At 43.5% G+C, this 18,645-nt stretch carries 17 protein-coding genes; all 17 read right to left on the reverse strand.

Annotated elements, in window-relative coordinates:
- Nucleotides 1-4: 4 nt before the first annotated feature.
- A complete protein-coding gene (locus AB4298_RS17805) occupies nucleotides 5-1,555 on the reverse strand; it encodes a flagellar hook-length control protein FliK (protein WP_371987757.1) in 1,551 nt (516 codons plus the stop codon).
- Nucleotides 1,556-1,829: 274 nt separating this feature from the next.
- Entirely contained in the window at nucleotides 1,830-2,276 is a 447-nt protein-coding gene (fliJ, locus tag AB4298_RS17810) for a flagellar export protein FliJ (RefSeq protein ID WP_248997888.1), read from the reverse strand.
- 27 nt (nucleotides 2,277-2,303) lie between these two features.
- Entirely contained in the window at nucleotides 2,304-3,644 is a 1,341-nt protein-coding gene (gene fliI, locus AB4298_RS17815) for a flagellar protein export ATPase FliI (RefSeq protein WP_248998064.1), read from the reverse strand.
- Nucleotides 3,616-4,614, reverse strand: coding sequence for a flagellar assembly protein FliH (gene fliH / locus AB4298_RS17820; RefSeq protein WP_371987758.1), 999 nt, complete (start codon nucleotides 4,612-4,614; stop codon nucleotides 3,616-3,618). The genes fliI and fliH overlap by 29 nt, the downstream gene beginning before the upstream one ends.
- A complete protein-coding gene (gene fliG, locus AB4298_RS17825) occupies nucleotides 4,614-5,663 on the reverse strand; it encodes a flagellar motor switch protein FliG (RefSeq protein ID WP_248997890.1) in 1,050 nt (349 codons plus the stop codon). The genes fliH and fliG overlap by 1 nt, the downstream gene beginning before the upstream one ends.
- Nucleotides 5,653-7,353: a flagellar basal-body MS-ring/collar protein FliF gene (gene fliF / locus AB4298_RS17830; protein WP_371987864.1), complete on the reverse strand. Its 1,701-nt coding sequence runs from the start codon at nucleotides 7,351-7,353 to the stop codon at nucleotides 5,653-5,655. Before fliF ends, fliG begins: the two co-directional genes overlap by 11 nt.
- A gap of 42 nt (nucleotides 7,354-7,395) precedes the next feature.
- On the reverse strand, nucleotides 7,396-7,728 hold the full coding sequence (gene fliE / locus AB4298_RS17835; RefSeq protein ID WP_248997891.1) for a flagellar hook-basal body complex protein FliE: 333 nt from the start codon (nucleotides 7,726-7,728) through the stop codon (nucleotides 7,396-7,398).
- A gap of 369 nt (nucleotides 7,729-8,097) precedes the next feature.
- Nucleotides 8,098-9,450: a sigma-54-dependent transcriptional regulator gene (locus AB4298_RS17840; protein ID WP_371987759.1), complete on the reverse strand. Its 1,353-nt coding sequence runs from the start codon at nucleotides 9,448-9,450 to the stop codon at nucleotides 8,098-8,100.
- Nucleotides 9,443-10,540 (reverse strand): sensor histidine kinase, encoded by a 1,098-nt coding sequence (locus AB4298_RS17845; RefSeq protein WP_248997893.1) that lies wholly within the window; start codon nucleotides 10,538-10,540, stop codon nucleotides 9,443-9,445. Before AB4298_RS17845 ends, AB4298_RS17840 begins: the two co-directional genes overlap by 8 nt.
- A gap of 398 nt (nucleotides 10,541-10,938) precedes the next feature.
- On the reverse strand, nucleotides 10,939-12,372 hold the full coding sequence (locus tag AB4298_RS17850; protein ID WP_283107177.1) for a sigma-54 dependent transcriptional regulator: 1,434 nt from the start codon (nucleotides 12,370-12,372) through the stop codon (nucleotides 10,939-10,941).
- Between the two features lie 279 nt (nucleotides 12,373-12,651).
- The gene (gene fliS, locus AB4298_RS17855) at nucleotides 12,652-13,062 is read right to left on the reverse strand and encodes a flagellar export chaperone FliS (RefSeq protein ID WP_248997894.1); all 411 of its coding nucleotides are present in this window, start codon (nucleotides 13,060-13,062) and stop codon (nucleotides 12,652-12,654) included.
- 7 nt (nucleotides 13,063-13,069) lie between these two features.
- Entirely contained in the window at nucleotides 13,070-13,396 is a 327-nt protein-coding gene (locus tag AB4298_RS17860) for a hypothetical protein (RefSeq protein ID WP_371987761.1), read from the reverse strand.
- Nucleotides 13,397-13,434: 38 nt separating this feature from the next.
- Nucleotides 13,435-14,805, reverse strand: a complete 1,371-nt coding sequence (gene fliD, locus AB4298_RS17865; RefSeq protein WP_248997896.1) for a flagellar filament capping protein FliD — start codon at nucleotides 14,803-14,805, stop codon at nucleotides 13,435-13,437.
- Nucleotides 14,806-14,847: 42 nt separating this feature from the next.
- Nucleotides 14,848-15,225: a flagellar protein FlaG gene (locus AB4298_RS17870; RefSeq protein ID WP_371987762.1), complete on the reverse strand. Its 378-nt coding sequence runs from the start codon at nucleotides 15,223-15,225 to the stop codon at nucleotides 14,848-14,850.
- Between the two features lie 147 nt (nucleotides 15,226-15,372).
- Nucleotides 15,373-16,191 (reverse strand): flagellin N-terminal helical domain-containing protein, encoded by an 819-nt coding sequence (locus tag AB4298_RS17875; protein ID WP_248950756.1) that lies wholly within the window; start codon nucleotides 16,189-16,191, stop codon nucleotides 15,373-15,375.
- A gap of 332 nt (nucleotides 16,192-16,523) precedes the next feature.
- Nucleotides 16,524-17,345: a flagellin N-terminal helical domain-containing protein gene (locus AB4298_RS17880; protein ID WP_248997899.1), complete on the reverse strand. Its 822-nt coding sequence runs from the start codon at nucleotides 17,343-17,345 to the stop codon at nucleotides 16,524-16,526.
- 93 nt (nucleotides 17,346-17,438) lie between these two features.
- Nucleotides 17,439-18,629, reverse strand: a complete 1,191-nt coding sequence (flgL, locus tag AB4298_RS17885; protein ID WP_248997900.1) for a flagellar hook-associated protein FlgL — start codon at nucleotides 18,627-18,629, stop codon at nucleotides 17,439-17,441.
- Nucleotides 18,630-18,645 lie beyond the last annotated feature (16 nt).

Consider the following 18,645-nt stretch of genomic DNA (forward strand, 5'->3'; position numbering starts at 1 on the left):
CTGCTTATGCGTAATAATCTATACCCGAAGCTGAACTAGTTGATAGATTTGACCTTGTTAACATCTCTTCTGCTGAAAATTCATCCGAATCAGTCATGCTATTCCCCTTACCTTGACCATTTCCGCCTTCACCTTGGGCTCCGCCACCATTGCCTTGTGAGACTTGACCATCGGTTAATTGCATTCCTTGCTCGGCTAACATCTCTCTTAGCCTCGGCATAGCTTGCTCAACCAGCTCTCGGGTTTGGTGTTGGCTCACCTGAAACTGAACTTGAGTTGTATCACCTTGAACTTGAATACGTACCATCATTTGCCCAAGCTCTGGTGGATCTAAGCGAATTTCAGCTTGTTGCACACCATTACTCACCATAGTAATTAACTGCTGATTCATCATTGGCGAAAATCGTTGGATCATCTGCTGCATTGGTGGTGTTTGCTCTGCAGCTTGTTTTAGTGAAACATGAAATTGTGGTAGGTCTTGACGGTTATTCGCCGATGTTTGCTGCAACTGCTGATTTTGTAGTGCAGAGAATGATTTCATATCGAGATTTGATTCTTCGCTGCTCGCGCTAAGACTCCCTTCTAAACTTGCCTGAACGGGTGTCATTCGTACTGATAAATCAGCATTTTTTAGTTGCAAAGCAGCCTTCGCGGCATCGTCAGAGTTAGTATTTTTTTTATCTAAGTCAGCACTCGCTGTATTGGCGCCTTCAATTCCGAGTTCTTTACCAAAAATATCGCGGGTATCAGTCCCTAAATGATCACTTTGAGCTTTGGCGTCTAGGCTATTGGTCGCAAGTTTGTTGGCAGATAAGCTGTTTGCAGCAAGATTACCGCTTTCAGTCAGTTTAGTGTCTGTACTTTTGCCTTCTAGGGAAGCAGCTTTTGTTTCTGCAAAGCCATTAATACTACTTCCATTTACAACACTCCCATTAGGTCCCTGCTGCTCAGCAGTTGAATCTTCAGCTCCAACTGTTGCTAGCGGTTGCTCAATAGCAAGTTCACTTTGACCTGTCAGTATTGGATTTTGCTTTAAAAGCGCTGCAAGTTCCTCTGGTGAGAGTTGATTTAGCTCTTGTTCATTCAGGCCTGTTTGCTGCATCAATACCTGTATTACGTCATCAGATAGCTCTTGTTCTGCCTCGGTATCATTTGCGGCAACAATGCTTAACGGCAAGGTTTCGCCGTCAACGGCAACTTGTTCAATAGCAACCTGATTATTCGATGAGTTTCCGAAATTATTGGCAAGGTTAATTTGTGCAAATATTTGACTCACATCATCTTGCTCTGTTGGCTGAGGATCATCGGCAGTAACAAGTTCAGTAACTGGTTCAGAGTCTTCAGCTAGCGGATTAAATTTTTCGACCTGAGTAGCTTGGGTATTTGTATGTGCGTTATTAGCGCTGCCAGCCTTTTCAAGCTCAGCAGTGAAACGATTATCGACCAGTCCGCTATTAGACTCCATCTTAGAATCGTTGGTTTTGCTATTATGCGCGCCGCCTGATTTGTTGCTTGTATCAGAACTGCCAAGAAAAATATTACTCATCTGCTGCATGCTCTCTCCATCAGCGTTTACGGTACAAACCAGACTCTATTTACCAAAATTGTCAAAATAACGGCTCGAATACAGCCGGCAGAAGATAACAAAGCAATAATAATGCCAACAAGAATGGGGGCTGGAATATAAAGAATCGATTAAGAGTAAAACAGGCTGGGTATATGACGAGCTATATTGATCGTTTGCCGAGACAGGCAAAGCAATGGTAAACCTTAGGATTGTTAGCGATTACCGACTACGAGCAATTAATCAGTGCCTTTAAGTTATCTACCTAGCGTAATTTCTTGCGATAAAATTGCTGTGAGGCAAACTCATCAATCATTTTTTGCTCTTGACGTCGCTCCGCTAGCAATGCCTTTTCAGCTTTATTGGCAAGCAGTAACTCTACAGCCTTGCGTTTTTGCTGCTTTTCTTGCCAATGGCTTTGTCGATGATGTTTTAAACCCTCTGCCTCTTTTACCGCATGGACCTGTTGCCCGATAGCTGTATCGACTTGCCTTACAAACTGGTGAAACTGATGATAATTGCTTGCGCTAATGCTTTGACCTTGTTGCTGCTCCATCTGTTTCATGTAATCCAAACGGTAATTTTGCAGCGCTAACAGCTGATTTTGTCGCCTTTGTAGCTCAAACTCCGCCGAGCGCAGTTGTAAAGAAGCCTGCTCTTCTGCTTCTTCGGCTAACTTGAGAACTAGGTGTAGCGGATCAGGCTTAGCCATACTACAAACTACCTATACGAGTAACATTTAAACTTGGCATTGAGCCCCCATCTGACCCAGCATTAATGTACTACTTTCAAATGTCACCGAGTCTTTCATCGTCTGCCTTAAAAAAGCATTCATTGCAGGCTGCAAGCGAATCGCATTATCAATGCGGGGATCACTTCCTTGGCTATAGGCACCAATAGAAATCAAATCTTTATTTTGCTGATATAGCGAGTAAACCTGTTTCACTTTGCGCATAGCTTCTAAATGCTCAGGTGTGATCACCATAGGCGCTACACGGCTAATAGAGGCTTCAATATCGATTGCAGGATAGTGACCAGAATCGGCAAGCGAGCGCGACAATACAATATGCCCATCAAGGATAGCTCTCGATGCATCGGCGATTGGATCTTGTAAATCATCACCCTCGGTTAATACGGTATAAAATGCCGTAATAGAGCCCTGTTTACCACCGCCATTACCTGCACGTTCAACGAGCTTAGGCAGTTTAGCAAACACTGATGGCGGATAACCTTTGGTCGCAGGTGGTTCCCCAACAGCTAAGGCAATTTCACGTTGTGCTTGAGCATAACGGGTTAAACTATCCATTAGTAACAACACGTTATAGCCTAAATCACGAAAATACTCGGCGATACGCGTTGAAGTTTCACAAGCCCTAAGGCGCATTAAAGGTGAAGTGTCGGCGGGTGCCGCTACAACCACAGAACGTGCTCGTCCTTCTGGCCCCAAAATCTCTTCAATAAACTCTTTCACCTCGCGACCACGTTCACCCACGAGCCCCACAACAATAATATCGGCGTTGGTTCCCCGAGTCATCATGCCCAAGAGTACACTCTTACCCACCCCTGAGCCGGCGAATAACCCCATGCGCTGACCTTTACCGACAGTTAGCATGGCATTAATTGCCCGCACGCCCACATCAAGGGGTTCGCTAATAGCTCGCCTTGCTAGCGGATTAATTGCAGCCACATGGTTTGATGCTTTTTGATCTGTTTTTAAGTTACCTAAGCCGTCAATCGGCTGACCACTACCATCCAGTACACGACCTAATAGTGATAAACCGACATTTAACCCTGACTGCTCACCAAGAGGCGTAACTTTAGCGCCAGGCAATACACCGCGTAACTCTTCAATCGGCATAAGGTAAAGCAATTGATCATCAAATCCGATAACCTCAGCTACAAGGTTGCCCGATAGCGTTTCAATAGCGCACAAACTGCCAACAGCTGCTCGACAACCCGTCGCCTCAAGAGTCAGCCCTACTACGCGAACTAATTGGCCACTCGCCTCGACCACGAAAGGATGAATTTTTTGCTGATGCTGAGCAAGTTTATTACGCAGTTGGTGTTGGCGTGTGGTCATGCTCACCTTCATTGGTAACTGCACTTGTTGCAATATCGACAGTTTTGCCGCTATCGTTTGGCGACATGCCTTCGTCATTCTCAAGACCAGTGTTATTCAGTGCCGCCTGCTGTTGCATTGTTTGCGCATACTCACTCGCCTTAAGCTGTCTGTCAGCTTCAAGCTCATCTTGTTGCTGCTCTTTTAATTGCAGTAAATCTTGCTGGTGCTTATCAAGCTCGGAAAATACATGCTGGATCCGTGTCTCCACACTCATATCAATATGGCTACGGCCACTATTAATAATGCAGTCGCCAGGAGCTAAGCTCGGATCTGATTCTATTTCCCAATGATTTCGCGCTAGCTGCTCTGGAGTGTATAGATCGACGACGAGTTGCTGATCGCTCGGTGCCAAGCGAATATTCACTTTTTGCTCTTTTATCGGTAACGAGTCAACACCTTGACGTAATGCCGCTAAAATATGTTCTGGGTGGGTTTTCAGCTCATGACCAATAACGGCTTTAGCAAGTGTAGTGGCTGTTGATAATAGCTCTTTCTCAATTTCAGTATCTAAAATTGCCAAAGGAGCTTCAAATTGAGCTAATAGGCCTTCAAAACGTTGCAGCATTTCGTTCGCGCTTTTGAGGCCTTCTTCATAACCTTGCTGTTGCCCTTGCGAAAAACCTTCGCCATGGCCTTGCTCTAAACCTTCTAACCGACCTTTCTCTAAACCTTCGCTATAACCTTTTTCTTTCCCTTCAGTAAAACCTTCCTGCTCGGCATGAGCACGGATATCTTCTATTTCACTTAAGGTAGGCGGAAGTATTGTTTCCGTTTCAACATCTTCTTCAGCTTGAACTTGTAGGCTTTGGCGACCAAACATATTCAGAGAATCAGGAGCTATCTCTTGGCTAATATCAGGAAGATCCCAATGACCAAACTCGTCAATATTACCTAAGGTTGCGCCCCGCGGCTGTTTAGGCTCAGTCATTATAAGAACTCTTCTCCGCCGCCACCGCCGAGCATGATTTCGCCACTGTCACTTAAACGACGAGCAATAGAAAGGATCTCTTTTTGTGCCACTTCAACTTCACTAATACGAATTGGGCCCATGGCTTCCAAATCATCTCTCAGTAATTCAGCTGCGCGCTTAGACATATTGCTTAGCAGCTTTTCTTTCAACTGCTCATCAGCCCCTTTGAGAGCCTTCATTAACACGTCTTGTTGTACTTCACGCAGTAATACTTGGATCCCTAAATCGTCAACATCGCTTAGGTTTTCAAACACAAACATTAAGTCTTGGATCTGTTGCGCCATCTCTTCATCAGATTCTCGCATAGTTTCCATTAGATGACTTTCAACGCCAGTGTCGAGGTAGTTCATAATGTTAGCCGCCGCTTTCAAGCCACCCATTTTCGCTGCCTGTGCGCCACCTTGACCAGCAAACTGTTTCTCCATGATATCGTTAAGCTCTTGCAATGCTGCTGGCTGTACTTCTTCCAGATTGGCAATTCGCATCATTAGATCTAAACGGGTATTTTCAGGGAATTGAGCAAAGATCTCTGCGGCTTGATCAGGTTCTAGATAGGACAATACGATAGTTTGAATTTGTGGATGTTCATTTTGAATAATAGTCGCAACTTGACGCGCATCCATCCATTTCAGTGAATCAAGACCTTTGGCGCCGCTGCCCATAATGATCTGTTCAATCAAGTTACCGGCTTTATCTTCACCCAGTGCAGCAGTTAATGCCTTGCGTACAAACTCTTCACTGTTAAAACCAATTGAGGAGTACTTCTGAATATCATCGAGAAATAGCTTGTGTACGCCAATGACTTTTTCTTGTCCAAAGTCCTGCATTGCTGCCATCGCCATACCGACTTTCTGTACTTGCTTAGGCTCAAGATGCTTTAGAATTGATGCCGCATCACTTTCACTCAAACTTAACAACAAGATAGCGGTTTTCTCAATACCGGTTAAGTCACTTGGTTTAAAACCAGCAACTTCAGTTTTGTTTTCTACACTCATCTCATTTGTCATCTTCAATTAACCAATTCTTCACGACTTGTGTCGATAGTTCAGGCTCGTTGGCCACTAATGCGCGGATGGCTTTAATCATGTCATCATCTTTATGCAAATTAGGGATCAAAATTGAACCATCATCAGCATAACTGTATTCCGCTTCTGGGCGCTGCAACATACCCAGTGTATCCGCAGCATATTGATCTTCAATTTCAGCTAAGTCACCACCCATTTGTGGCTCCTCTGGCATCTTGACGCTATCAGGATAAACCAACTTTTTAAGCATTGGACGTACAACAGCTAAGATGAGGACTAAGATAACCAATGCACCAAGAACTAACTTAACTGCACGCCAAAACCAAGGCTCTTCCCACATTTCAGGCGCTGGAGCCGCTTCAATCAACTGATCCATAAATGGCACAGTGACAACTTCAATAATATCACCACGCTGAGTGTTAAAACCGACTGCGCCCTCTAATAAGCGACGGATATTAGCAATTTCTTGTTCGGTACGAGGTACACGGCTTACGCTGCCATCTTCTGCAACTGGCGCATTTTTAAAATCTACCGCAACCGACACACTCACTCGGCGCAATGTGCCAATTTGTTGGCGAGTATGACTAATCGTGGTATCAAGCTCAAAGTTACGAGTAGCTTCTTTGTGTGAACTGCCAGATGTTTGTGTTGCAACCTCTGTTGCATTGACCTCTTGCGGGATCTCAGCGTTCATTGGCGGCTGATTTGATAGTGCGCCTGGAATGCCACCTGTCGTGCCGCCGTTAGAGTTGTTCTCAACCACCATCTCACTTCTCAGCGCTGGTAAATCAGGATTATAACGTTTTGCAGTTTGCTCTACCGCGGTAAAATCCATACTAACATCGACTTGAGCTGTAAAGTTCTCAGGGCCTAAAATTGGCATTAAAATCGATTCAATCTTATTACGGTATTCAGATTCTTTTTGCTGCACGATTTCTAGCTCGCGACGAGCAATTGCTGATACACCGTCTTGGCTACCAGAGTTAAGCAGACGACCATTTGAATCTGTTACTGTAACTTTATTAGGCTCGAGGTTATGCACTGCAGACGCAACGATATCGACAATCGAGTCCACTTCTTCTTGGCTTAACCCCACACGACGAGTGCTCACCACAACAGTGGCACTTGGCTTAGAACGGTTTCGTGCAAAAACGTTTTCTTTTGGCAGAGCTAAAATAACTTTAGCGCGAGTAACACTTCTTAATTCTTCAATTGCACGAGCAAGGTTTTGCTCTTGGCTATGCTTTAAGCGCGCTTGTTCCATGCGCTGACTAACACCAAAACCACTGTCTTTATTCAGAAAGTCATTATTAGCTTCAACATTATCGAGCCCTTCTCGGCTCATCAACATCTTAACTTCTTGGTACTTATCTTCAGGAATTTTAACCACATCACCTTGGATCTGATATTTAACCTGATTTTTATCTAAAACATCGAGTACTTGTACCATTTCAGCTGTGGTCATTTCTCCCAGCGGACGGTATTCAGGCTCCTGTGCCCAGATCATCACAAAAACAGCGAGAGCTAAACAGATAGCAAGAGCCAAAATCATCGTCACTTGGCGCAGCATATCAACACCGCCAATTGACCCCATGATGCCAGGCTTATGCTCTTCTTGCACACCTGTTGCTTGCGGATCGGTAGCTAAACCGGAACCTGTTCCTACGACCATTTCTGTACTCACTATTGCACCCTGCTTTTAGTTATCAAAGGCCTAAACAGGCATGCTCATAATTTCTTTATAAGCTTCTACGAGCTTGTTTCGCACTTGAACAGTTGCTTCAAATGCCACGCTTGATTTTTCTCTGGCGATCACGGTATCAGATAATGTCACCGTGGTATCTCCCATCTCAAGTCGAGTGGCGAGATTAGCAGCATTTGATTGAAGTTCGCTTACATTTCCAACAGCTTGGGAGAGAAGTTGTCCGAAATCAGCACCCGATGTATTTTGTACTTGGCGCGAGATCCCTGTTTGAATGCTTGAAGTACCAATTTGACCGTTAAGTGACTGCATCTCTTGCAGTAATGAATTAGCACCAATTTGCATACTTAGCTCCCTTGTCGTTTTCTTGACGAAAATGTTGATATACAGGGATAAAGCAAATAGCTTGCCAGTTTGTAAAAAGAAGGGAAGAGCCAAGAAGGTGCTAGGAAAAGCGAAGGCGAACGACCTGCGGCCTCACAGCACGTTGCTATTTACTTTAATAGAGGGCCACTACAGAACGCTGCGCTTACGGAAAAATAAGATTGAAAGCGACGGCAATAAAAAACCAGAAGACTCAGCTTCTGGCTTATTCACGAAAGATCTTAACTTTAACCGACTCAGCTTGAATCATCTTAACTTGTACCGTCAGCGCAGCGTCCTCGGATTGAGCCTGCGAACGCTCTAACAGCCCAAAGGTCGCCCTTCTTAGCCTTAAGCCGGTATTTGAATGCCTAAATCGCGCATTTTTGCCATTTTATAACGTAAAGTTCTAGCGCTTATCCCTAGTTTTTCGGCAACTAATTTACGACTGCCATTACATTGAGATAAGGTTTCTAAAATAATCACATGCTCTTGAGCTTTAAGCTCATCTCCTAAACCTTCAAGCTCTTGGGGTTTAGCGTCGGTTACGGGGGCTGCTTCAGCACTGAAATCTAACTCTAAAGAGTCGATAATAATGTCTGCCGCGGTGATCTCATTGCTAATAGATAAAATCAACGCTCGTTGAACCACGTTATCTAGCTCTCGCACATTCCCCGGCCAGCGGTGAGTTAATAAGCGTCTTGAAGCGCACTCACTAAATTCAGGCAGTTCATTACGATTAGCGATCAGCGCATGCCGCTGCAGTAAATGTCGTGCTAACGGCAAAATATCGGCAGGACGTTGATTCAATGCAGGCCAAGTTAATGGAAACACATTAATCCGATAATAGAGATCTTCACGAAACTCGCCAGATGCAGCCATCGCCTTTAAATCGCGGTTTGAGGTCGCCAATACCCGAACATTCAGTTTTATCGTTTTACGACCACCTAAACGCTCAACTTCACGCTCTTGCAGCACTCGCAGTAGCTTAGCTTGCAAACCCACTTCCATTTCTGAAATTTCATCAAGCAATAAAGTGCCACCTTGCGCTTGTTCAAACTTGCCAGGACAAGCCTGGTAAGCCCCGGTAAATGCACCTTTTTCATAGCCAAACAGCGTAGCTTCTAACATATTTTCTGGAATTGCAGCGCAGTTTATCGCCACAAAAGGTTCTGACGCGCGCCGACTATTTTGATGAATATAACGCGCTAGAACTTCTTTACCGCTGCCGCTTGGGCCCATAATCATCACCGAGGCATCTGATGCCGCAACTCGCTGAGCTAACGCAAGTAAAGCTAAACTTTTTTCATCAGCAACGATGGGATTGCCTTCAGCAGCCTTGACCGGCATATAACGCGACACCTGATTAAGCAATACTTCTGGTGAGAAAGGTTTTGACAAATAATCAACCGCGCCAAGTTTCATCGCGTTAACCGCATTGTCGATAGTCGCATACGCGGTCATCAATAAAACGGGGAGCTTAGGTTGGTGTTGTTGCAAATAATTAAGCAGCCCTATGCCGCCAACACCTTCCATCTGCACATCGCTTATCACCATGTCAAAGCTTTGGCTTTTTAACGCCAAAATAGCCTCTTCGGCAGAGCCTACATCTACACACTCATAATGAGCTAAAAGTAATGTATCTAGCAGAGCTTCACGCAGTGATGCATCATCTTCAACAAGCAGTAACTTACCTTCAGACATGCTTTACATCTCCGAGCATTTCTTCGCTCTTATTTTTTAAAATCAGTGGAAACTTTAGTGATGCAGTACAGCCAGCGCCTGAATGACAACTAAAACGCATCATACCGCCATGATTGCTCACCACCGATTGCACCACAGCCAAACCTAGGCCTGTACCTTGGGATTTAGTGGTATAAAATGGCTCGAGTACCTTGTGCTGCATTTCACTATCAAGGCCTTTCCCGTTATCGATTACGTCAAGATGCAATGCCGTCGCCGTATCGTACGCCTGCAATTTAATACAATTGGCACCTGCTTCTAAACTGTTCATTACCAAATTATTAATTGCTGAACATAAAGCGGCATCATTGGCTCTAATTTTCTGTTTAGATTGATTATCAAACACTAAGCGACAACCCTTTTGCTCTGCGATAGGCAAACAATTGCCTAAAACATTATCAACCACTTCATCAATGGTTAATATGCTATCGAGCTCTTGTTGACGTCCTTTAGCCATTAACAACATGTCGTTGACTTGATGCTCTAATTCATTAAGCCTATCAACCAGTTTGCCTTGGAAGCGCTTTCTTGCATCAGCAGATATCTTTGGACTTGCTAAGTTCGACGCATACAAAAGCGCAGCACTTAGGGGCGTTCTGACTTGGTGCGCTAACGTAGCCACCATTTTTCCTAACGCTGATAATCGTTGCAGATGAGATAAGTTTTTTTGCAGCAAGCGAGTTTCAGTTAGATCCGTCAATACAATCAACTGCCCCGGCTCAGGTGTTAATGGGGTTATAGCAAGTTTGACTCGGCGACCATTACGTAATGAAACTTCATGACCATCATCATCTTGCGGGGAAAAAGCTCGATTAATGATTTGTAGCCAGCGTAGGCCTTCTAAAGGACTGCCTAAGAGTTCAATTGCAACCGGATTTGCATCGGTCACTATTCCATCGCCATTAATAATCACCACTCCAGACGGCATCGCTTGCAGAATATGGTCCATACGATTAGACATATTTGCGGCTTGCTGAACGTCGACTAACTGTGGACGCTGCGACTTACTAGCATCTACAGGCTTAACCTGTGGTTTTAAAATAGCGGACATGGTAACCCCGTCAAAAAAACTGCATATGCGCGGTTTAAAGCAGGAATTATGCCAGTTATTTAAAGCTAAGAAGGACGCTGCGTTGTGAGGGCGTCACTTAGTGACTTTTAGGTTCTAGATTCTAGGTTCTAGGGAAAAGCTAAGAACAAAATGCAAAGATGGAACGACCTGCGGCCTTACGGCACGTGACTATTTAATTGAATTGCAGATCACTATAGAACGCTTCGCTTACAGAAAAGGTTAAAACGAAAGCAATAAAAAAAGCCAGAAGACTCAGCTTCTGGCTTATTCGCGAAAGATCTTTGCTAGTGCCGCCTCAGCTTGTACCGTCAGCGCAGCGTTCTGTGAGTGAGTCAGCGAACGTTCCCTCTTCCGTGAGCGAAGCGGTTATCTCAGCCCTAATCTTTACTTAAACCGTACTTACGCATTTTCTCAACGAGAGTTGTCCGGCGTATACCGAGCATTTCAGCTGCGCGAGCCACGACATTGTCTTGTTGGTCTAACGCTTGTCGAATCATGTCGATTTCAAGCTCAGCAAGTAGGTCCTTTAGGTTAACCCCTTCTGGCGGCAGTTCGCTTGGGAAACGGGTTTCAGGGATCTCGATAGGTTCTTCATCATTGAAGATAGAAGCAAGTGCATCACGCTCAAGCTGTTCTTCACTGACTTCAACACAATATTCAGGAACATCGATATGGCGATACTTTATAGGTAAATCATTTACGTCAACTAACCCACCTGGATAAAGAATTGTTAAACGTTCTACCAAATTGGACAGTTCACGCACGTTACCCGACCAAGAATGCTCTTTAAGCGATTCAATCGCACGCTGGGTGAAGCGCACTCTGCCGCGCCCTTCGTTATATACTCGGCTAACTAACTCTTGAAGCAGTAACGGAATATCTTCTTTGCGTTCACATAATGCGGGCATTTCAATTGGAAACACATTGAGTCTGTAATATAGATCTTCTCTGAAATCACCAATTTCAATCATGCTTTCAAGGTTTCTATGTGTCGCTGCAACGACTCGTACATCAGCTACGATTGATTTGCTGCCACCAACTCGCTCAAACATGCGCTCTTGCAATACACGTAATAACTTAACTTGCATTTGCAATGGCATGTCGCCGATTTCATCAAGGAACAAAGTACCTTTTTCGGCAAGTTCAAAGCGACCTTTACGCGCGCTTATTGCGCCTGTAAATGAGCCTTTCTCATGACCGAACAGTTCACTTTCTAATAATTCAGGAGGAATTGCACCACAGTTAACCGGTATAAACGGTCCGTCACGGCGATCAGAAATATAATGAATATTTCGAGCGACCACCTCTTTACCGGTACCTGATTGTCCGAGGATAAGCACTGTAGCTTCAGAGCTAGCAACTTGATTGATTAGGTGTCGAACGTTAGCGATACCTTCACTGCGTCCAACCAAACTTCTAAACAACTTAGTCTGATTTGCGCTCGTCGGGATCTCTGGGCGCTTAACCTGCCCATAGACTTGACAAAAGTGCAGCAATTCAGTTAATTGCGGATAATTTAATGGTTCTTCGATACTACCGAGAATGTTCGACGCTTTAACGTCGTCTCTTTCCCCGAGCATTAAAAAAGGTTGCCATGGAAGCATACCAGCCAAAGACTGAATCGCTTCTTTCTCTTGATTTCCAGATGGCAAAACAATCGCGCGAAAACGCGTTTGTTTAGTATGAGCTTCAAGTTTATCAAAGTCGGTCAATTCGACCTGCTCACCTAAAAATTCAAATACACATGACAAGCGATTAATTCGCTCGGATTGGCTACCGACAAGTAGAATTCGTTGATCTGTTTGCATCATTCCGAAGGCCATAAGGCTCAAATATTTCAGCGCATTAATTATTAGTGTTGGTTGCTTTTTTCAAGCTTATTTTTCAAGCGGGTAGTTATCTAAAATGCTTTATGAATTAACTACCGAATAGAATAGTGTATTATCAGCCCGCTATAAGCAAGCCCCTGATGACCTTTATGAGAAACTCAATTGTTTTTAGCTTAAAAACTCTTCACTGATGTATCAGATAGCCATCTTTTTGACAGGTGACAAAAAGGAGGTGGTAAAACCTCCCATTTTATCGACTGTCTATATCGCACTCGCATGAGAGTCAATATGGTGTTTATCTGCTGGTATCGCATCCCAACCTTCTTTAATCGTACGTATGATCTCGCTAACGTCATCGATTGCTTGAACATCATTGTTGATGTTAGCTTCAGAGATCCGGCGTAGCATAAAATCATATAAATCACTTAGGTTTTGAGCGATATCTCCACCAGCTTCCATGTTCAAACTATTGTTTAAACCAGTAATGATGCCAATCGCTTTACCTATAAATACGCCTTTGTTAGCCAAGTCATTATTCTCTATCGCGTAGCGACTTTGAGCAAGGCGCTGCAGCGCTCCATCAAACATCATCTGAATAATACGATGCGGTGAAGCAACTGAGATTTCACTATCTAACGAAACTTTACGATACGACTGAAGAGAGCTTCTCATTAAAAACCTACCTGTTAGAATCTATGGTCTTGTACATATTTAGCTGTTGTTTACTTTTACGTCCTGCATGTAGCAAAGACTGCCGATGCGCCTTAATCATATTGGCTTTTACCTCAAATGACTGACTCAGCGTAATCTGCTTTTTCAATTCAACAGCATCTGCTGCTGTCGCATTTTCAAAAGCTTTAACAAGTAAACTTTGACGCTTACCAACTAACTCCTGCAAGTATGATACCAACTCATCGGTCGACTCATCTTCAGCAGGCACGAGATTTAACTTATCTAACAGCGCGTCTAATTCATCATTTAGTTGGCATAGAGGCTTTAAATGCATACTGAACTCCTTAGAATCCGAAGGGAAACTCAATACAACTATGAACCGATCACACCTGGCAACGAGTTCAACCTATCAACTAATCCAGCACTTTGTTGATTCAACTGGCCAACGACAAGATCCATTGCATTAAACTGTTTAAACAGGCGTGCTTGTAGCATTTCCATTTTTAAACTAAATGCTTCACGTTGATCATCTAAACGCTGTTTATCATTGGTTAATGCGTTATCACGGCTATCAATCAATCCGCCAGACTTAACATAACCTTCAACTAAGTTATCTAAGCTGGCTGCAATACCTTTATCAGGGGTCGCAAATAAGCCCTCGACGGATCCCATATCTTCGGCGATGACTTTATCGAGCTTCTCATCGTTGATTGACATTTTGCCGTATCGGTCAGTTTCAATACCAATATCGTACAAAGCAATTGTTTCACCGTCGACATCAACGCGATTACTGATCATATTTCGCATCTGAGATTCAATCGAGCGCAACATTGAATCGCCTTGTAGGGCTGCGCCCTCTTCTTTTTCAGCATCATACTTAGATAAGCTGCTAATAGAGTCCACTAAGGTATTGTATGCATCTACAAAACCTTTTACATTTTCTTTTACTGCCTCATTATCTTGTTCAATTTTCAAGGTCGAAGTTTTAGCAAGATCGGCATCAGTCAAAGACAGTGTCACGCCAGCAATGGCATTTTCAACATCATTGCTTTGTGAAGTCACCTTTTGGCCATCAATGTGCAGTACTGCATCTTGCGCGGCTTGTAAGGTTTCTAAATTCGCCGCACCAAACATGTCATTGAGCCCTGAGCCCGAACCAACTGCATCTGCTGCTGTCACGCTAACCTGATTATCGGTACCAGTTTCATCAGAGCTGAATACAATTCGACTGCCACCATCACTTTTAATCACTGTGGCAGTAATCCCTGCATTATCGGCCGATTCATTGACTTTCTTGGCAATCGCATCGAGTGAATCACCCGCTTCAATCGCAACAGTAAAGGCTTTACCGTTAACTTCAAGGTCCAGTGTGCCTTGCCCGACTCCTGCAGTAGCATCGGCAACATTTTTACCTGCCAGTTTGTGAGATGCAGCAAGTTGTTCAACTTGGATTTGATAACTGCCTGACTGGGCATTTTTATCCGCTGTTGCAGTGAAGTAGTCGCTGTCACCTGTAGAGACTTTACGAATATTCAGTGCTGCGGGATCGCTCAGCTTTTCGAGGGCTTCCTGAAAAGTAGATAATTGGCTTTTGAGGGTGCCCATTGCAGATACCTTGGCTTCAATTGTCGCCTCAGTTTTATCAAAAATCGCTTCTTTAGGTACTTTTTCGGCATCAACTAACACTTTAACAATGGTGTTGATATCTAATCCAGAACCTATACCGGTCGCTGTTAATGCCATTTTTGCCCCCTAGACAAAATAAGTTATTTTTTGACGCTCAACCTATGCTTCAGTCTTAAGCAAAGATCCAGCCACTTCTGCAAGTTTTTGTGCTAATTCTAGCGCTTCTTCGTTAGGGATCTGTCTAATGATATCCCCAGAGTCGACATCTAATACGCTAACAATACTTTGCCCCGAATGTTCATCGACCTTAAAGGCAAGACCTTTACGCATCAGTGACATCATATCATTAAGTTCATTAGCGACTTGATGTATGTCAGCAGTTTTCTCTTCACTATCCTTGGTCAGCGGCGTTTTTTCTACACTGCTTGATTCTTTGAACAGAACGGCTTTATCTATTGAGTCGACTTCTGTCTGAGTACTGGTTAATTCCTGTTTAACAGCAATAGGATTGGTAGCACTCGTGAAATTCACATCCATTGTCATACATCACCTCGGTAACTATTCAATCTAGGACGTATACCTCTAGCTATTACGTCAAGGTTTATAAACAACAAAGGGAGATTCATCACGAATCTCCCTTTAAACTGCTACTTTATCGGTAAATACTCTTAACGAGAAACCCGATTAAAGAAGAGATAGTGCAACTTGTGGTAACTGGTTAGCTTGTGCAAGCATCGCAGAACCTGTTTGCTGTAGTACTTGGTTCTTAGTCATTGCAGATGTTTCTTTTGCGAAATCCACATCAACAATACGGCTCTTTGCATCAGCAACGTTTGCTTGTGTATTTGCACTGTTACTGATGTTGTGTGCTAGACGGTTTTGTACCGCACCCAAGTCAGCGCGTTGAGTATCAATCGTCTTGATTGCAGCATCAATCTTACCAAGCGCAGACTGACGAGCAGCTGAAGTTGCAAGCGTTAAACCGCCAACTGACAATGAAGTTGCGTCAGTCTTTTTAACTTTAACAGTAATATCTTCTTTAGCCTGGTGGCCAACTTGGAAGTTTTTACCGGCAGAGAAAGTACCAGTCATCAGCTTAGTGTTACCAAATGCGGTAGTTGTACCGATTGACGTAATCTCTGTTGCTAGTGCATCGATCTCTTTCTTAATCGCACCTAAGTCATCACTGTTGTTTGCACCGTTAGATGCCTGGATAGTTAGGTCACGCATACGCTGAAGCATGTTAGTTTGCTCCTGCATTGCACCTTCAGAGATTTGGGCAATTGAGATAGCATCGTTAGCGTTACGCATACCAACGTCTAGACCACGCACCTGTGAATCTAGACGGTTAGAAATTGCAAGACCCGCAGCATCGTCTTTCGCACTGTTGATACGAAGACCACTTGATAGACGCTCCATAGAGGTAGCCAAACCTTGGCTAGAAGAGTTCAAGTTCTTTTGCGCTTTCATAGAAGTCACGTTTGTGTTTACTGTAATAGCCATAATTTGTTTCCTCTTTAATACCTGGCTTTAAAACTTGCCTGTCTATTTACGCCAGGCGGGTCTATTGGGTTACAGTAACTTTAACGGCTGCTATTTTTTAATCTTTAGCACTTTTTTTAAAAAAAATAATGTTTTTCTACAAATACATATAAATCATAATAATATCAGTTACTAAACCGGTCATTTTAAACTAAAAAAATCCATATTAACTGAGTTAACAGTCAATATGGATTGTTATTTTTAAGCTAACTCAACCAATTGCTTTCAGTGCAATTAACTTAAGTGGATAGCATTAAGCGCCAATAGTACGTAAACGCATCGCTTATGGTTAATTAACCAAGTAGTGATAAGGCAACTTGTGGCAACTGGTTTGCCTGGGCAAGCATAGAACTACCTGTTTGCTGTAACACCTGGTTCTTGGTCATTTGAGCCGTTTCTTTAGCGAAATCGACATCAACAATACGGCTTTTCGCATCAGCAACGTTCGCTTGGGTGTTAGCACTGTTACTAATGTTATGAGCTAAACGGTTTTGCACCGCACCTAAATCCGCACGTTGGGTGTCAATTGTCTTAATAGCTGCATCGATTTTCCCCATAGCAGATTGACGAGCAGCAGATGTTGCTAAGGTTAAAGCCCCTACAGACAGCGACGTTGCATTTGACGTTTTAACCGTCACTTCAATATCTTCTTTGGCTTGATGGCCTACTTGGAAGTTTTTACCTGCAGAGAAACCACCATTCAATAATTTTGTATTACCAAAGGCTGTACTATTACCAATTGAGGTGATTTCAGTGGATAGCGCATCAATCTCTTTCTTAATAGCTGAAAGATCATCACTATTGTTAGCACCGTTAGATGCCTGAATGGTCAAATCACGCATACGCTGTAGCATGTTCGTCTGCTCTTGCATTGCACCTTCAGCAATTTGTGCAATAGAGATAGCATCATTGGCGTTACGCATACCTACATCAAGACCACGCACCTGTGAATCTAGACGATTAGAAATTGCTAGACCTGCAGCATCATCTTTTGCACTGTTAATGCGAAGACCACTCGATAAACGCTCCATTGAGGTCGACAGTCCTTGGCTTGACTGGTTTAGGTTCTTTTGCGCTTTCATTGATGTAACGTTGGTATTAACGGTAATAGCCATTATGATTTCCCTTATCTAAAATTACTGCCAAGACTTCAGGCTTGGCTAATTTCGGTTAATTTGAATTCTAATTATTTAGGTGGCATTCATGGTTTAGATATAATCAAACAATGACACTGTGCCGACCTTAGTAAAAACGCTTGATGCTGCACTTAAAGCTTGCTGTTGTTGCTCTAATTGCATTATCGCCTCGGCGTAATCTAAATCTTCCAACATCGAAAGAGCCGAGTTGTTCACAATCTTTTCTTCTTCATGGGTTGCAGCATAACTGTCTAAGCTTTTTAAGCTATTACCGGCAACACCCCGTGCAACATCCAGTTGATTCATTCCACTGTCGATATTATTCAACATTTGTGCCAACTCTGATTTACCTGCAGGAGTATTGACTAGGTTAGGGTCCTCAATTAAGGCTATCGCACTATTGATAGTATCGAGCAAACTCGCTTCTGGCTTATGTTCCATGGTAAATGAGTCACCTGACGCGGGCTTACCATCTAGCTTAACTTCAATGCCGTTGAAGGCGACGGGACTGTTAGGATCAAAAGCTGGTACAGTGGTGACAACAGCATTCGTCGAATCTCTGACTTCTAAATCATTACCAACCATAGTAAATGTGTAGGTATCGGGCACATGTGTCGCAGGATCTGTCACTTTTGCGCTTTCGACATTAAATTCGCCAGTTTGTGAGGCCAAATAATTGACACTGTAATCCCCTAAACCATTGGGAGAGTTCATAAAAGCAAGATCGCCCGGAATATTGGCGCCAATAGTCGTACCTGAGGCTACGATGCTTTCTCTGATCCCACTATCGCCGTTATAAACCGCGTTGCCACTCGCATCAAACTCAAATGGCTGACTACCAGTATTAAAACCACCAAACAGGTAATTACCCGACTCATCCTTGCTATTAGCAATGGTCATTAGCTCTTCAAGACTACCACGTAGCTCATCGGCAACTGTTTGCCGATCACTTTCAGTTAGTGTGCCGTTCACTGCCCTTAATACTTGCTCTCTAACACTGCTGGTAATAGTAGCCGCACTACCTAGTTTACTTTCAGATACTGACAATCTATTTTTGGTGTAGTCTATATTTTTAAGAAACTGGTCAACGACTGCATTCTGCTGCTTAAGATTGCCAATGCCCACTGAAGCAACTGGATCATCACCCGCTGTATTGACACGCTTTCCAGTCGATAGCTGCTCAATGATCTGGCTTGTCTGCGACTGTTTACTGGTCACACTATTAATGTTTTGGTGAAACATTTGCGCAGTTGAAATTCGCATAGTCTTAATTCCTGTC

It is taken from the genome of Shewanella sp. 10N.261.52.F9, assembly GCF_041471165.1.
Classification (GTDB): Bacteria; Pseudomonadota; Gammaproteobacteria; order Enterobacterales; family Shewanellaceae; genus Shewanella; species Shewanella marinintestina.

Bases quoted from the DNA above. Each gene is read 5' to 3' on its own strand.
- AB4298_RS17805 (WP_371987757.1), bottom strand. From the start codon at position 1,555: ATGCAGCAGATGAGTAATATTTTTCTTGGCAGTTCTGATACAAGCAAC.
- fliJ (WP_248997888.1), bottom strand. From the start codon at position 2,276: ATGGCTAAGCCTGATCCGCTACACCTAGTTCTCAAGTTAGCCGAAGAA.
- fliI (WP_248998064.1), bottom strand. From the start codon at position 3,644: ATGACCACACGCCAACACCAACTGCGTAATAAACTTGCTCAGCATCAG.
- fliH (WP_371987758.1), bottom strand. From the start codon at position 4,614: ATGACTGAGCCTAAACAGCCGCGGGGCGCAACCTTAGGTAATATTGAC.
- fliG (WP_248997890.1), bottom strand. From the start codon at position 5,663: ATGACAAATGAGATGAGTGTAGAAAACAAAACTGAAGTTGCTGGTTTT.
- fliF (WP_371987864.1), bottom strand. From the start codon at position 7,353: ATGGTCGTAGGAACAGGTTCCGGTTTAGCTACCGATCCGCAAGCAACA.
- fliE (WP_248997891.1), bottom strand. From the start codon at position 7,728: ATGCAAATTGGTGCTAATTCATTACTGCAAGAGATGCAGTCACTTAAC.
- AB4298_RS17840 (WP_371987759.1), bottom strand. From the start codon at position 9,450: ATGTCTGAAGGTAAGTTACTGCTTGTTGAAGATGATGCATCACTGCGT.
- AB4298_RS17845 (WP_248997893.1), bottom strand. From the start codon at position 10,540: ATGTCCGCTATTTTAAAACCACAGGTTAAGCCTGTAGATGCTAGTAAG.
- AB4298_RS17850 (WP_283107177.1), bottom strand. From the start codon at position 12,372: ATGATGCAAACAGATCAACGAATTCTACTTGTCGGTAGCCAATCCGAG.
- fliS (WP_248997894.1), bottom strand. From the start codon at position 13,062: ATGAGAAGCTCTCTTCAGTCGTATCGTAAAGTTTCGTTAGATAGTGAA.
- AB4298_RS17860 (WP_371987761.1), bottom strand. From the start codon at position 13,396: ATGCATTTAAAGCCTCTATGCCAACTAAATGATGAATTAGACGCGCTG.
- fliD (WP_248997896.1), bottom strand. From the start codon at position 14,805: ATGGCATTAACAGCGACCGGTATAGGTTCTGGATTAGATATCAACACC.
- AB4298_RS17870 (WP_371987762.1), bottom strand. From the start codon at position 15,225: ATGGATGTGAATTTCACGAGTGCTACCAATCCTATTGCTGTTAAACAG.
- AB4298_RS17875 (WP_248950756.1), bottom strand. From the start codon at position 16,191: ATGGCTATTACAGTAAACACAAACGTGACTTCTATGAAAGCGCAAAAG.
- AB4298_RS17880 (WP_248997899.1), bottom strand. From the start codon at position 17,345: ATGGCTATTACCGTTAATACCAACGTTACATCAATGAAAGCGCAAAAG.
- flgL (WP_248997900.1), bottom strand. From the start codon at position 18,629: ATGCGAATTTCAACTGCGCAAATGTTTCACCAAAACATTAATAGTGTG.